This is a genomic window from Exiguobacterium sp. s143, assembly GCF_018618895.1.
GTDB lineage: Bacteria > Bacillota > Bacilli > Exiguobacteriales > Exiguobacteriaceae > Exiguobacterium_A > Exiguobacterium_A abrahamii.
Genome location: NZ_JACSMX010000001.1, coordinates 222153 through 234652, shown reverse-complemented (window position 1 = coordinate 234652; position 12500 = coordinate 222153). Strand labels below are relative to the sequence as shown.

General features: G+C 48.6%; 16 protein-coding genes and 1 pseudogene. 9 read left to right on the top strand and 8 right to left on the bottom strand.

Annotated features, from left to right (window positions below):
- Positions 1 to 14 precede the first annotated feature (14 nt).
- The gene (locus KNQ03_RS01365; protein ID WP_214723174.1) at positions 15 to 1196 is read left to right on the top strand and encodes an MFS transporter; all 1182 of its coding nucleotides are present in this window, start codon (positions 15 to 17) and stop codon (positions 1194 to 1196) included.
- A gap of 40 nt (positions 1197 to 1236) precedes the next feature.
- Here the strand turns inward: KNQ03_RS01365 and KNQ03_RS01360 are convergent.
- The 4 genes and pseudogenes from KNQ03_RS01360 to KNQ03_RS01340 form a co-directional block, all read right to left on the bottom strand.
- A pseudogene (locus KNQ03_RS01360) lies at positions 1237 to 1843 on the bottom strand (HAD-IA family hydrolase).
- On the bottom strand, positions 1815 to 2726 hold the full coding sequence (locus tag KNQ03_RS01350) for a PhzF family phenazine biosynthesis protein (RefSeq protein ID WP_214723168.1): 912 nt from the start codon (positions 2724 to 2726) through the stop codon (positions 1815 to 1817). The pseudogene KNQ03_RS01360 and the gene KNQ03_RS01350 overlap by 29 nt, the downstream one beginning before the upstream one ends.
- Positions 2723 to 3775: a flavin monoamine oxidase family protein gene (locus KNQ03_RS01345; RefSeq protein ID WP_214723166.1), complete on the bottom strand. Its 1053-nt coding sequence runs from the start codon at positions 3773 to 3775 to the stop codon at positions 2723 to 2725. The genes KNQ03_RS01350 and KNQ03_RS01345 overlap by 4 nt, the downstream gene beginning before the upstream one ends.
- A gap of 80 nt (positions 3776 to 3855) precedes the next feature.
- Complete coding sequence (locus tag KNQ03_RS01340; RefSeq protein ID WP_169738094.1) at positions 3856 to 4032, bottom strand: hypothetical protein; 177 nt, start codon at positions 4030 to 4032, stop codon at positions 3856 to 3858.
- Positions 4033 to 4245: 213 nt separating this feature from the next.
- Between KNQ03_RS01340 and KNQ03_RS01335 the strand changes: the two genes are divergently transcribed.
- From KNQ03_RS01335 to KNQ03_RS01315, 5 genes are all read left to right on the top strand, one after another.
- Positions 4246 to 4527, top strand: a complete 282-nt coding sequence (locus KNQ03_RS01335; protein ID WP_149427343.1) for a hypothetical protein — start codon at positions 4246 to 4248, stop codon at positions 4525 to 4527.
- 471 nt (positions 4528 to 4998) lie between these two features.
- On the top strand, positions 4999 to 5208 hold the full coding sequence (locus KNQ03_RS01330; RefSeq protein WP_214723164.1) for a helix-turn-helix transcriptional regulator: 210 nt from the start codon (positions 4999 to 5001) through the stop codon (positions 5206 to 5208).
- Entirely contained in the window at positions 5205 to 5666 is a 462-nt protein-coding gene (locus KNQ03_RS01325; protein WP_214723162.1) for a hypothetical protein, read from the top strand. The genes KNQ03_RS01330 and KNQ03_RS01325 overlap by 4 nt, the downstream gene beginning before the upstream one ends.
- A 283-nt stretch (positions 5667 to 5949) precedes the next feature.
- Complete coding sequence (locus KNQ03_RS01320) at positions 5950 to 6480, top strand: GNAT family N-acetyltransferase (protein ID WP_214723160.1); 531 nt, start codon at positions 5950 to 5952, stop codon at positions 6478 to 6480.
- Complete coding sequence (locus KNQ03_RS01315) at positions 6477 to 7262, top strand: endonuclease/exonuclease/phosphatase family protein (RefSeq protein ID WP_214723158.1); 786 nt, start codon at positions 6477 to 6479, stop codon at positions 7260 to 7262. Before KNQ03_RS01320 ends, KNQ03_RS01315 begins: the two co-directional genes overlap by 4 nt.
- Positions 7263 to 7302: 40 nt before the next feature.
- Here the strand turns inward: KNQ03_RS01315 and KNQ03_RS01310 are convergent, their stop codons facing one another.
- The 3 genes from KNQ03_RS01310 to KNQ03_RS01300 form a co-directional block, all read right to left on the bottom strand.
- Complete coding sequence (locus tag KNQ03_RS01310; RefSeq protein ID WP_230088549.1) at positions 7303 to 7788, bottom strand: YusW family protein; 486 nt, start codon at positions 7786 to 7788, stop codon at positions 7303 to 7305.
- A complete protein-coding gene (locus KNQ03_RS01305) occupies positions 7785 to 8402 on the bottom strand; it encodes a flavodoxin family protein (RefSeq protein WP_055968026.1) in 618 nt (205 codons plus the stop codon). Before KNQ03_RS01305 ends, KNQ03_RS01310 begins: the two co-directional genes overlap by 4 nt.
- Before the next feature lie 154 nt (positions 8403 to 8556).
- Complete coding sequence (locus tag KNQ03_RS01300) at positions 8557 to 9036, bottom strand: GNAT family N-acetyltransferase (RefSeq protein WP_214723156.1); 480 nt, start codon at positions 9034 to 9036, stop codon at positions 8557 to 8559.
- Positions 9037 to 9157: 121 nt separating this feature from the next.
- Here KNQ03_RS01300 and KNQ03_RS01295 point away from each other — a divergent pair, with 121 nt between their 5' ends.
- Together KNQ03_RS01295 and KNQ03_RS01290 are read left to right on the top strand one after the other, a co-directional pair.
- On the top strand, positions 9158 to 9604 hold the full coding sequence (locus KNQ03_RS01295) for a MarR family winged helix-turn-helix transcriptional regulator (protein ID WP_214723154.1): 447 nt from the start codon (positions 9158 to 9160) through the stop codon (positions 9602 to 9604).
- 36 nt (positions 9605 to 9640) lie between these two features.
- Positions 9641 to 10909, top strand: coding sequence for an NAD(P)-binding domain-containing protein (locus KNQ03_RS01290; protein WP_214723152.1), 1269 nt, complete (start codon positions 9641 to 9643; stop codon positions 10907 to 10909).
- A gap of 19 nt (positions 10910 to 10928) precedes the next feature.
- On the opposite strand, the gene KNQ03_RS01285 is transcribed toward KNQ03_RS01290, so the two are convergent.
- Positions 10929 to 11369 carry a VOC family protein gene (locus KNQ03_RS01285; RefSeq protein ID WP_214723150.1) on the bottom strand — a complete coding sequence of 147 codons (441 nt, stop codon included), beginning with the start codon at positions 11367 to 11369 and terminating at the stop codon, positions 10929 to 10931.
- Positions 11370 to 11520: 151 nt separating this feature from the next.
- Here KNQ03_RS01285 and KNQ03_RS01280 point away from each other — a divergent pair, with 151 nt between their 5' ends.
- On the top strand, positions 11521 to 12267 hold the full coding sequence (locus KNQ03_RS01280; RefSeq protein WP_214723148.1) for a bacteriorhodopsin: 747 nt from the start codon (positions 11521 to 11523) through the stop codon (positions 12265 to 12267).
- The last annotated feature ends 233 nt before the right edge of the window (positions 12268 to 12500 follow it).

The following is a 12500-nucleotide window of genomic DNA, read 5'->3' as shown; positions in this document are numbered from 1 at the left end:
TATTGAGGTGAACTATGCAAAACAATACATTGATTTTAAGTACACTCCTGCTCAACTTATTCATCGCCTTTTTAGGTATCGGACTCGTCATTCCCGTCACACCGACGATCATGAACGAGTTGAACATCTCCGGGGCGACAGTCGGTTACATGGTTTCCGCCTTCGCCTTTGCGCAACTAATTCTTTCACCACTCGCGGGACGTGCCGTCGATAAGTACGGACGTAAACCGATGATCATCATCGGTTTGTTCATCTTCAGTATGTCCGAGCTCTTATTCGGTCTCGGTCAAAGCGTCGAAGTCCTGTTCGCGTCACGGATTCTCGGTGGTGTCAGTGCGGCTTTCATCATGCCAGCCGTCACGGCATTCATCGCTGATATCACGACGAACGAGACTCGTCCGAAAGCGCTCGGATATATGTCTGCTGCCATCTCGACCGGTTTCATCATCGGACCGGGGATTGGTGGGTTCCTCGCTGACCTCGGCTCGCGGACGCCGTTCTTCTTTGCTGCTGCGTTCGGTTTGACAGCGATGGTGTTATCCGTCTTTACGCTTAAAGAACCGAAACGTCACTACGAGACAACGACGGTCAAACAACAGACCGGTTTCCGGAAAGTCTTCAGTCCGCTCTACTTCATCGCTTTTCTTGTCCTGTTGATCTCATCGTTCGGTCTCGCCTCGTTCGAGTCGTTATTCGCTTTGTTCGTCGACCGGAAGTTCGGCTTCACAGCGAAGGACATTGCGCTCGCAATTTCTCTCGGTGCGATCGTCGGCGTCATCGTCCAAGTTGGACTGTTCGATCGTTTGACACGCTGGTTCGGTGAGATTCGTTTAATCCGGTACAGTTTGATTGGTTCGACACTGCTCGTCGTCTTGATGACGTTCGTGACGAACTATATCTCGATCATTCTCGTGACGATGGTCGTCTTCGTCGGGTTCGACTTGATGCGCCCCGCTGTCACGACCTATCTTTCGAAGATTGCCGGAGATGAACAGGGATTCGTCGGCGGAATGAACTCGATGTTTACGAGCATCGGCAACATTCTCGGACCGATCGTTGGTGGACTACTCTTTGACGTCAATTTGAACTATCCGTTCTATTTTGCGACAGCCATGCTCGCAGTCGGTATTTTCCTGACGTATTTCTGGCGTGCACCACGCGCTGAAGCCACCAAAGCAGATCGATTGTCTTCTTAAAAATACAGCCCCGTTTCCATCACTGGAAGCGGGGCTGTTTTTATGTCAGTAACAATTCCTTTAATCGACCGGGCGACGTTATGGTATACGTCGCAACGGTCTGACTCGTATGTTCGCTTATCAAACACGTCTTGATACCGGCACGATGTCCGGCTAAGACGTCGAGTTCCCGGTCTCCAATCATGATCGTCTCGTCTCGTGCCATCTGGTGCCGATCGATCAAGTACGTGACAGCTTCCGGATCCGGTTTTCGGGCGAATCCATCCGGTGCTGTCAACACGTCTTGAAAATGATGCGCCATCCCATGTTTTGCAAGCAACGCATGAATCGATGTTCCGCGATGGGTGACGATATGATGCGTCGCACCTCTCGTCGATAACACCTCTAGCAGTTCACGGATTCCGAGAAACGGTTCAGACTGTTCTTGTTCGATGATCATCTTTTGTTGCTTGTAGTTCAGAATGAACGCTTCGGGAAACACCAAACGCCTCATACGGCGTTTTTGCCGAGATCGCCATCAGCTCTGCTACTTGCTCGCGTTCAACCGTTCGCCCCTCACGCTCGAGTAATTCCACGAACACATCGACTAACACCGGATATGTATCAAACAAGGTGCCATCAAAATCCCAAATGAAGTGTTTTAACATCTGCCTCTTCCTCTCCCGCTCTCTTGACGCCGACAAAGACGGCTTGCCCGTCCATCTCGACTTTCCATTTGCTGTGATCAAGACCTTCGCCAGAAATACGGATTCCGACATGACCGGGTCGTTCCATCTCGTGTCCTTGTTCGACGATGATCGCAGTTTCCGTTTCAAATGGCTGGATGAATTTTCGGTAATAGACACCCATCACACCACTCGCCGTTCCCGTAACCGGATCTTCGATGCTCCCTGCTCCTGTTGCCGAGAAGTGACGTCCGTGCATCGTCGCTTGTCGGTCATATGTATCGAGACAAATCGGATGAATCGAGGCTTGTGGGAGATCGGTCAACACGGTGGTAAAGCGTTGGTTATCCGGCACCATCCGGTGAAAGTCCTCAAGTCGACGAATCGGGAGGAGCAGTGTCCAGTTCCCAGTACTGCCGTATACGATTGGCCATCGTTCATCGAGATGTGTCAATTCGAGACCAATCGCGGCTAGAACGTGCTTTATGTCACCGTCAAACTGATGTAATTGTGGTTGTCCCTGTTGCAAGCGAAACATTCCGTTCGCTAAACGCATCACGGGCAAGATGCCTGACTTTGTCTCGATCTGACATGCCATAGATAAACGGATCTTTGAATCAAGTGCCGTCAATGCGGCAATCGTACCATGTCCGCATAAGTCCATTTCCCGTTCCGGTGCAAAGTAGCGCATGCGGTAGTCCGCTTGCTCGGATGACAGGACGAACGTCGTCTCGGTAAAGCCATTCGTACGCGCGATTCGTTGCATTTCCGACTCAGTCAATTGATCGGCGTCTAAGACGACCCCAGCTGGATTACCGCTTCCTGGCGTCGTCGTGAACACATCATAATGTAGCGTCTCGATCATTTTTTTACTCCTCTCTTTTCTAAATAGCGTTCAACGGATCGTATGGCCCCTTCTAAGTGTCCACCATGACTCGGATCGGTCTCTGTCCCAATCAGTGAAATCGCTGCATGCTCCATTCCGAGATTGATAGCATGATATGCCGGGAAATCCACGAGCGGTGCTGCATCAGCTCGTGTTGCTGTCAAACTATCCGTCGACCAGTCTTTATACGCCCAACCAATCGACTGACGCGCTTGTTCACCGAACAGACGAACCAGCTGCGCGAGTACGGTTTCCTTGATTTCCGCCTCGGTCAATAACTGTCGTTCACGTGCCGGTGTCCGGAAAAAACCGAACAACGCTCCCGGTCCGTCTTGTGGGGAAGCGTCATGAATCTCTTGCACCATCCCAGTCCAGCTGATTGCCTGACCGGACCAGCCCGAATCACGCCAAAACGGTTTCTCGTAAAAAATCAGACATTTCGCTTGCTGCGCCATCCAGGTCGGTAATGCTGCGAGTTCATCCAGGACTGCTTCAGGTAAAGCTGGCACATACGATAGTCTTGCCGCTAGACGTGGTGGTAGTGCGAGGACGATCTCGTCGTACGGTCGACTTTTCCTTCCTGAACTGACGAGAATCCGGTTCATGACATCAATCTGGCTGATCGGAGACTTGAGTCGAATCGTTCCCGGTGTGAGTCGTGCAGCAAGTGCCGTAGCAACGGAGCGGATTCCTTCACGAAGGCGAAGCGCCGTCGGTTGATTCGCAACCAGATGTGACTCGATTCCGTCAGCCCGTTCGAGTCGAAGTGCTCCCGTCGCATATTGTTCCAGTGTCGGTAAATCGAATCGATGGATCAAATCGACCATCAGTGGTTCGCTGTCCGGCCAAAACCAGGTCGGTCCAAGATCAAACGCATATGATTGTCCTGCTAGGTTGAAATCGACCGTCTCAATTCTTCCGCCGATTCGGTCACGTGCTTCATAGATCGTCACGTCGTGTCCAAGCTCCTGCATACGCGTCGCGAGATATAAACCACTGATTCCTGCTCCTATGATGGCAACGTTCATTTCACTTCATCCTCTCGATTTGAGATGCTTGTTTTAGTATACCGGAACACGTGAAAAAACAAGGACGAGACGTCCTTGCCTTAGGATGATTGCATTTGCTGCCAGTCGTCTTCTTCATAAATCGATTGAACCCATTCGATCGAAACATACAAGGATCGGGCAATTGCTTCGTCCGTCTTACCCAGTTTTCGCAACAGATGGACGATCCGAATCCTTCGTTCGAGCTCCCGGTCATCCGGTATCAGTTCAGGCATCATCTTCTCTTCTCCTCTCCACTGAATCGGCGATGGCGTTTTCAACAGAATACCCGATAATTATCTGAATATTCCGATTGATGTGCAGAAGCAAGGATTTTTGATAGAGTTCAGGGATAGATAACAGAAAGGAATCCCTCGCTTTTTGTAGAAACATATTGAATAGGCGCAACAATAGGATTTCTTGCGTCAACCAAACAGAATAGGAGTATGCATATGATTAAACGTCAAGCACTATTTCGTCTGTCGATCGGCTTGCTGCTGATGGGTGTCTTTGGCGGTATCCTGTTAGATGCCATCGGCTTCTTTCCGCACACGACAGCTTACTTATTGAGCATCCCGATTGCTTCGAATAGCACGGAGTTTTGGCTAGGATGGATTTTATCCGGTATGACGATCACTGGGCTGGTCACGCTTTTCTTATCCTTACGTCATCATCAGGGATTGACGACGTTCGCCTGTCTCATGGCTGTCATTTTGACACCTTACGCATTTTAATGCTCACGTGGGCTTCAGATGACTGCCCCCAAAAAATGACGCGTCTTTTCACGCCCTTTCCTCAGGCGAGACACAAGCCAGTTTTCCCGCTCCGTTCGAGCAGGAAAACGGGTCTTGTTTGTCTCTGACAGCGCAAAATCGCGCTTTTTCCTGTAGGAGTGGCGTGTAATGCGTCATTTTTTATATCCAGAAGAAGGATCAAAGAAGCGTTTTGTTCACTCCATATCACTTTCTAGGGAAAACAAGCAAGAGCGACCCTGCAGCGAAGCGAAGCGATGCTAGTCCCAGGAAAACGATTCGAGATGAACAAAAAAGCGCAATCCTTTTCGTTAAAAAAAATTTACGCTTTGTCTTCAGTCTGAGGAGTTGACTTTTGAGTCAGCTCCATTTTTTACATACATGACGTAAAGTCTACTTTACAAAATGTAAACCCGACTTTACAATGTAAACAACTGGAAAGGAGGTCGTCAGATGAAACTGACGAACCATGTCCGCCTATATCGTCAACAGCACAAGTGGACGCAAGAGCAATTCGCCGAACGAATCGGTGTGACCCGACAAACCGTTATCTCGCTTGAAAAAGGAAGCTATACCCCGTCGCTATTACTCGCGATGCAGATTGCCCGCGTCTTTGATCGTCCGATCGAGGAACTATTTCAATTAGAGGAGGAATCCCGATGAAACGTGTCGTCACTCAATCCTTACTTAATTGTTGTCTCTACTTTTTAGCGGCTTATCTCATTAGTGCCATTCATGCGAACCTACAACTATTTCAAGATGATCCGGTATCCGGTACGGGATTGTCGCTGAAATTAGATGTAATGATTGTCCTTCCAGTGCTAGTGATTGCGATTGTCCTCTCGATCGTCAGCTATTTCTTACGAGAAGACCGTACACGTTCGTTTGCGACAGCAGAATTTTCCGACTCCGATGAACGTGAGGCACTGATCACCGGTAAAGCGACTCGTGCCGCGTATGTTGCTTTTATGATCAGCCTTCCCGTCCTAATGATTGCTTTTTTGTTCGAGCAACCGTTACTTCAACTGTATCCAGCGTTTCCGTTCTATGCGATTGCAATTATCTTATCGATCGGAACACTTACGTACATGTCAGCTTGGATCGTGCACGTCCGGCGTTAAAATCATTTGTTGAACACATCATGGAGGGTGATTCATAAATTATTCTCTGCAAAGATAAGGGTGACAGAATAATCATCTATCATCCTTATCTCGTAAAAAAATGACTCGTCACACGCAACTCCGATAGGAAAAAGTGCAAAAAGGCGAATCATTCTTTTTTTGAGTCACCCTTTCGTATTGTTCTGACCCTAATTGAATTTTCATTTCTTCTCTCCTTAAATTTACAAATGATACCATTCCTGCCATAATGATAGCATATTCCATCTAGAACGGAGGATTACATATGCAGACGATGCACCACTCGTTCGATACGCAACGGTACCAGATTCGACCGGCTCGACTCAGTGACGCTGAAGCCCTCGCTGAATTACGCCAAACGCTCGATGCGGAAACGGAATACTTCGACCGGATGCCTGGTGAGGACGTGATGACGGCGACGGATTTCGCAGATCAGTTACGTAATTCCTCGGTTCCGGATCGCATCCTCGTCGTCGAGCGCGATGGACGACTCATCGCCTACGTCCGGTGTCGTGGTTTTCATTTAAAACGTTTCGCGCACAAGGCATCATTTGGACTCGGTGTACTTCAATCCGACTGGGGGCAAGGAATCGGTACGCAACTGATGGAACGGATGATTGCTTGGGCAAAAGCGCAATCCCTGCAAAAAATTCAGCTCGAAGTCGTCGAGACGAACCTCGGCGCTGTTCGTCTCTATCAGCGACATGGATTTCAGGAAGAAGGACGACTGCGTCATGACCGGTTACTATCGGACGGTTGCTTTTACGATACGGTTCTGATGGGCTTACAGCTATGAGTCTTTCGTTATCGATTGCGACATATAACATTTGGCATCACACGCACAAACGACAAGAACGGTTCGAGGCGTTGTGCGCGGAGATCAAGCAACATCAACCGGACATTCTCCTCCTACAAGAAGTCATGTCGACGTTTCATCCGGATGAACCATTCATCTCGATTGCTGAGCACCTCGCAGAGGCGACCGGTTATCCGTATTGGATGATGGATCCTTACATGGATTCACCAGATGAAGGACTTGCCATTCTGACGAAATTGCCGTTTGAACGAACGGATTCGAGTGCCGCTGCGACAGTAAACATCAACCACCACTGTGCGATTCGGATCCCGTTTTCGATTGACGGTGTTCGTTTTGCCGTGACAAACATTCATTTTAATTGGCGTGCTTCAGACATCCGTCTCGATCAACTTCGATTCGTCAACGAATGGATTGCCTCACAGACGGATGACACGACGATCGAGTTCTTAGGTGGTGACTTTAATGACTTTCCGGAGTCTCCCCTGCATCGGGTCGCATTACACAAGTGGGTCGATCTTGCTGACAGTTACGCGACGCGAACCGGTCAACTCGCTGCAACGACTTTAAATCCCGTGACAAACCCTTATGCCAAAAAGAATGACGGCGTCACGACACCTTCCCGGTACGATTGGTTACTCTGTCAGCGTTCGCCTCTACTTGTGACCTTACAGCACGTCCAGCTGATCGGAGAACATCGACTGCAGCATCACCTTGTACCGAGCGATCATTACGGTGTCCTCGCTCATGTGAAGCTACACTAAGACAACAGGTCTACACCCCTTATGGGCGCAGACCTGTTGTTTATTTTTTATATTCTTTTTCGGTTCCGTCTGAGAATTCGATTTCAACCTCTAAGCGAGAAGCATCCTGGATCGCAAACACACGTTCAACCTCACTGATGACCTCTTTTTCAGATGTATCCGCATCAATCTTTAAGTTCTTGAACTTCGCGTCGAGTTCCGTCATCGCGTCGTCTCCTTGCTTTTGCTCCCCTTTATAGCGATATTCCGCTTCCGTTCCGTCATTATCCCGATCATAACTAATATCAATGGCATCGTTATCCCCTTCAACGTCCGCTTCAATCGACAGACTGTTGAAGCCATAATCGGTGTCGGCATTTTTCGTTACCGTATCCTTGTCCTGCATCGTATCGTCAGTCGTGTTCGAATTCGTTGATCCTTCTTCAACCTTGTCCGTAGACGCTTCGTCGTTTCCGCAACCCGCAAGCATTAAACTCATCGCGAACAATGTGGCGACACCGTACCCTGTTAAACGTTGTTTTTTCATTCCATCACATTCCCTTCTGCTGGAATCGGGTGTTCCTTTAACATCTTCGCAAAATGGTATAGGTTGGCAGCTAAAAACTGTGCGTGCCGCTTCGTAAAATCGTTGTTTCGTCCTGCTTCGATGTAAGACGGTCCTGGTCCCGCTTCACCGACCCAGTAAGCATCGACGTTCGGCGGAATCGTAAAGCCGATATGCGACAGACCGTACAAGATGGAGGCAGACGCATGTTTAGCTCCATCTTCATTCCCCGTGACGATGACGCCACCGACCTTGTTGTAGTAGATTGCTTGTCCAAGATCGTTCGTCAGGCCGCTCCCTCCGTACAATCGTTCAATGACTTGCGTCGCAACACTACTTTTTTCACCCAACCAGAGCGGTGTTCCGATGACAACGATGTCCGCCCGCTTCACCTTTTCGAAAATCACGGGCCATTCATCCCCGTTGCCTTCGTCTTCCGTGACGCCGAACGCCACTTGGTGATCGACGATCCGGACAATTTCTGAAGTGACGTCCTCTTGTTTCCAATATGCAATCACGTCACGGATCAGCGCCTCCGTATTCGATGGTTCACGTGATGCTTTTAAGGTGCAGTTTAAAAATAAGGCGTGCAACATCCATCCATCCTCCTCCGTCATTTTAAGTAACATCATACGTCTTTAGTACTTTCCTTCTTCCATCGACGGATAAACTAAAAAACCCTCGCTTCAGCGAAGGCAGGTCATGCTAGAAGATTTGAAATGAACAATCAAGCGTGTAAACATCACTTCATTACCTGAGGTCATTTCGTCGCTCAAATAACAACGTGTCTCGCCAGACACAATGATGCTGTGCGATGGCACGTCGTCGACCGACTAGCTCGAACCCAAGTCGCTCATGCAGCCGTCTGCTTGCGATGTTTTCTGGGAACATGTGTGATTGAAGCGTCCATATCCCGTTGGCGTCCGCATAGGTGATCAACGCCTCCATTAAGAATCGTCCACCGCCGAGTCCTCGAGCGGAACGCTCCAGATATATACTGACTTCTCGAACGCCACGGTAGACATGACGTTCAGAAACACGTCCCAGTTTAGCCCAGCCAATCACTTTTCCACCTTGCTCTAGAACGAATCGTTCAGATTGCGTCAGCGTTGTCCACCACTCTTGCTCATGAATCATCGTTTCGAACGTCGCGTTCCCTTCTTCTACTCCTTGACGATAGATGGCTAACACAGTGCTACGATCTTCCTCTTCCATCGAACGAACAAGCATCCAATTCCCCCTTTCCTTATTTAAAATTGAATATGAGAAAATCATATATTTATTACTTGCAATTTGCAAGTTTATATCGTATAACTGATTCATAAGCAAAATAGAGAAAGGAGAGCTATACATGAATGAAACTCGTGAATTATTTCAAACGTTCACCCGGCGCTTCGGATTATTGAATAAGAATTGTTGTGCCGTCCTAGATGAAGAGATATCTCTCGTTCAAAGTCATCTGCTATATCAGGTTGCCAAACATCCTGACTCCGCAATGCAAGTAATTGCTGACCAACTCGCTCTTGATATCACTACGTTCAGCAGACAAGTACAAACATTGATTAAGCGGGACCTACTCGTAAAGCGTCCCGCGATCAACGATCGGCGAATTCACCTACTTCGCCTGTCCGAGAAAGGATTACGTGTTGCTCAAGCCATTGACGAAGAGATGAACACGTATCTTGATTCCATCTTCTCATCAATGACTTCCTTCGAAAAAGCACATGTCCTCCAGGCAATCGACTTGCTGAACACGAAGATGGGCGAGAGTGACGTTTGCTGTAAACCATGTCTCTAATACTTGCAACTTACAAATAAAAAGGAGGTTTTATTCATGTCATACGCTTCTTCCCACCCCATCGTCATCATCGGTGCCGGTCCGATCGGTCTTGCAGCTGCAGCTCAACTTGTAGTGGAAGGTCAATCGTTTTTACTATTTGAGAAAGGTCCTTCGATTGCCCACCATATCAAACAATGGGAACACGTTCGGATGTTTTCGACGTGGCAATACAATATTAGTGACGCAGCACGTCACTTGCTCGAGCTGACGGACTGGATTGCACCAGCAAACGATACTGTGCCGACCGGAACTGAATTGATCAAACAATACCTTGCCCCACTTGCTGCATTACCGGAAATTGCTCCCTCTCTACATTTCCAACATGAGATTCTCTCGATCTCACGGGCAGGTCTAGACAAGATGACGAATGCCTCACGTGATGTAACACCGTTCGAATTAGTCATAGACACGCCGAACGGACGTAAACATATTCTCGCTCGCGCGGTCATCGATGCGTCTGGCGTCCTCGGGCGACCAAATCCTGCAATCAGTTCTGGTCATCGAGTCGAAATCGAGCAGAACTTACCTGTCCGGTATTCGATCGTAAATGCGAAACGTGATACTGTTGTTTTCGCTAATCAATCCGTCGCTGTCATCGGTAGCGGGCACTCGGCTTTGAACTCGCTCCTTGAACTCGTTTCCATTAAAGCGCACTACCCTGAAACGGAGATTCATTGGATTCTTCGCAAATCTGACCCCGTTCAAGCCTACGGCGGAGAAGATAAGGATGCACTAGAAGGTCGCGGGGCACTCGGTTCGCGTATCCGTCAGCTCGTTGAACGAGATCAGATTAGGGTTCACTCCAGTTTCAAGACCCAATCCATTGAATCGAAAGGAAAGTCGTTTGACATCACTGCTCAAGATGGTCGGTCTCTCCATCATATCGATCAGCTGATCGTCAACGCAGGAAGTCGACCCGACTTCTCGTTCCTTGAAGAAGTACGGCTTGATATCGATCCTGTGACCGAGAGTAGTCGAATACTTGCTCCTCTGATTGATCCGAACCTTCATAGTTGCGGGACTGTCCGTCCACATGGGGAAGCGGAGTTACGTCATCCTGATCACGGACTTTATCTGGTCGGTGCAAAAAGTTACGGTCGTGCTCCGACCTTCCTGCTTGCGACCGGTTATGAACAAGTTCGATCAGTCGTTGCTTTTCTTGTCGGAGACGAGGCACGTGCGAAGCAGGTCAAGTTATCATTACCGGAGACGGGTGTGTGCAAAGTTTCCCTGCCACAATCATCGACTTCCTGTTGTTCTTAAAAATATACATCGGACCTGTCTAGACGGGTCCGATTTTTTCTGCCAACTCAATGATCACGCCTTCTGGTCCTCTTACGTAACATAGGCGATACTCATTTTCGTAATTCGCGACGTCGCCAATCGACTGATATCCATTGTCCGCTAAACGTTCGACGAGCGCGCCGAGTTCTGTTACTTCAAAACAGAGATGACGCAATCCACTCGCATGGACGGATTGGATTACGGAAGCCGTGTAGCGTGGGTGTTTGAACCGAACGAGTTCGAGCCATATCGGTTCACTTGGTAATCCGAGTGCAGCACACTCCGTCTCCGCTCCCTCTAGATTCAATAAACGATCGAGTAACGCTCCTTTCATCTCCCAACGTCCGCGTACTTCGAGACCACAAAGTGAAAAAAAGTAAATCGCTTCTTCTAGATTCAAGACGTTCAGGCTGATATGATCCGTTCGTTTAATCGACATCCGTCACTCCTCCTCAAGTGTGTCAAAATGTTGTCAAACCGTTGACAGACTGCACATCAAGAGCGTTTCGACGTGGTGTCTGAAGTTTGTATCGTCAGTAAAATAAAAGTATGAAAGGTCGTGTCCACTTACGAAAAGGAGTCGAAACAACATGGAAGACGTTAACCTTCTCGTCCTTGCGACCCAGTACATGTTCTGGGTCGGATTCGTCGGAATGGCCGCCGGTACGCTCTATTTTCTCGTCGAACGAAATTCCCTTGCCCCGGAATACCGCTCAACCGCAACAGTCGCTGCTCTCGTCACGTTCGTCGCTGCGATTCATTACTATTTCATGAAGCAAGCTGTAGGGGAATCGGGTTTGTTGTCGGAGATCGATGGTTTTCCGACTGAAATCCGCTACATCGATTGGCTCGTGACGACGCCTCTCTTGCTGATCAAGTTTCCGCTGTTACTCGGTTTAAAAGGTGGGAAAGGGCGTTCCCTTCTGACGAAACTCGTCATCGCGGACATCATCATGATCATCGGTGGTTACATCGGAGAGTCGTCCATCAATCTAGCGGGTGGCTTCACGCAACTCGGTCTTTGGGCATATGTCGTCGGTTGTATCGCATGGTTTTATATCATTTATCTCTTGTTCACGAACGTCACGAAAGCAGCTGAAGATAAGCCTGCCCCGATTCGTAAAGCCTTGCTGCAGATGCGCTTGTTTATCTTGATCGGATGGGCGATCTATCCGGTCGGTTACGCGGTCACCTTGTTTGCACCCGGTATCGAAGTGCAACTCGTCCGCGAATTGATCTATAACTTCGCTGACTTGATCAACAAGGTCGGATTTGGTCTGATTGCCTTCTTCGCTGTCAAAACGATGTCTGTTACGAAAAATTTGAAATCGACTTAATCAAAAGGGGCTGACTCAAAAGTCAGTCTCTACAAAGATAAGGGTGGCAGAATAATGATCTGCCTCCCTTATTTAGTAACAAAAAGAATGACAAGTCACACGCCACTCCTACAGGAACAAGCGCATTTATGCGCTGTCAGAGACGAACAAGACCCGCTTTCCTGCTTCAACGAAGCAGGAAATCTGGCTTGTGTCTCGCCTGAGGAAAGGGCGTGAAAAGACGCGTCATTCTT

Excerpts from the sequence above, each read along its gene's own strand:
- KNQ03_RS01365 (WP_214723174.1), top strand. The coding sequence starts at position 15 with ATGCAAAACAATACATTGATTTTAAGTACACTCCTGCTCAACTTATTC.
- KNQ03_RS01350 (WP_214723168.1), bottom strand. The coding sequence starts at position 2,726 with ATGATCGAGACGCTACATTATGATGTGTTCACGACGACGCCAGGAAGC.
- KNQ03_RS01345 (WP_214723166.1), bottom strand. The coding sequence starts at position 3,775 with ATGAACGTTGCCATCATAGGAGCAGGAATCAGTGGTTTATATCTCGCG.
- KNQ03_RS01340 (WP_169738094.1), bottom strand. The coding sequence starts at position 4,032 with ATGATGCCTGAACTGATACCGGATGACCGGGAGCTCGAACGAAGGATT.
- KNQ03_RS01335 (WP_149427343.1), top strand. The coding sequence starts at position 4,246 with ATGATTAAACGTCAAGCACTATTTCGTCTGTCGATCGGCTTGCTGCTG.
- KNQ03_RS01330 (WP_214723164.1), top strand. The coding sequence starts at position 4,999 with ATGAAACTGACGAACCATGTCCGCCTATATCGTCAACAGCACAAGTGG.
- KNQ03_RS01325 (WP_214723162.1), top strand. The coding sequence starts at position 5,205 with ATGAAACGTGTCGTCACTCAATCCTTACTTAATTGTTGTCTCTACTTT.
- KNQ03_RS01320 (WP_214723160.1), top strand. The coding sequence starts at position 5,950 with ATGCAGACGATGCACCACTCGTTCGATACGCAACGGTACCAGATTCGA.
- KNQ03_RS01315 (WP_214723158.1), top strand. The coding sequence starts at position 6,477 with ATGAGTCTTTCGTTATCGATTGCGACATATAACATTTGGCATCACACG.
- KNQ03_RS01310 (WP_230088549.1), bottom strand. The coding sequence starts at position 7,788 with ATGAAAAAACAACGTTTAACAGGGTACGGTGTCGCCACATTGTTCGCG.
- KNQ03_RS01305 (WP_055968026.1), bottom strand. The coding sequence starts at position 8,402 with ATGTTGCACGCCTTATTTTTAAACTGCACCTTAAAAGCATCACGTGAA.
- KNQ03_RS01300 (WP_214723156.1), bottom strand. The coding sequence starts at position 9,036 with ATGCTTGTTCGTTCGATGGAAGAGGAAGATCGTAGCACTGTGTTAGCC.
- KNQ03_RS01295 (WP_214723154.1), top strand. The coding sequence starts at position 9,158 with ATGAATGAAACTCGTGAATTATTTCAAACGTTCACCCGGCGCTTCGGA.
- KNQ03_RS01290 (WP_214723152.1), top strand. The coding sequence starts at position 9,641 with ATGTCATACGCTTCTTCCCACCCCATCGTCATCATCGGTGCCGGTCCG.
- KNQ03_RS01285 (WP_214723150.1), bottom strand. The coding sequence starts at position 11,369 with ATGTCGATTAAACGAACGGATCATATCAGCCTGAACGTCTTGAATCTA.
- KNQ03_RS01280 (WP_214723148.1), top strand. The coding sequence starts at position 11,521 with ATGGAAGACGTTAACCTTCTCGTCCTTGCGACCCAGTACATGTTCTGG.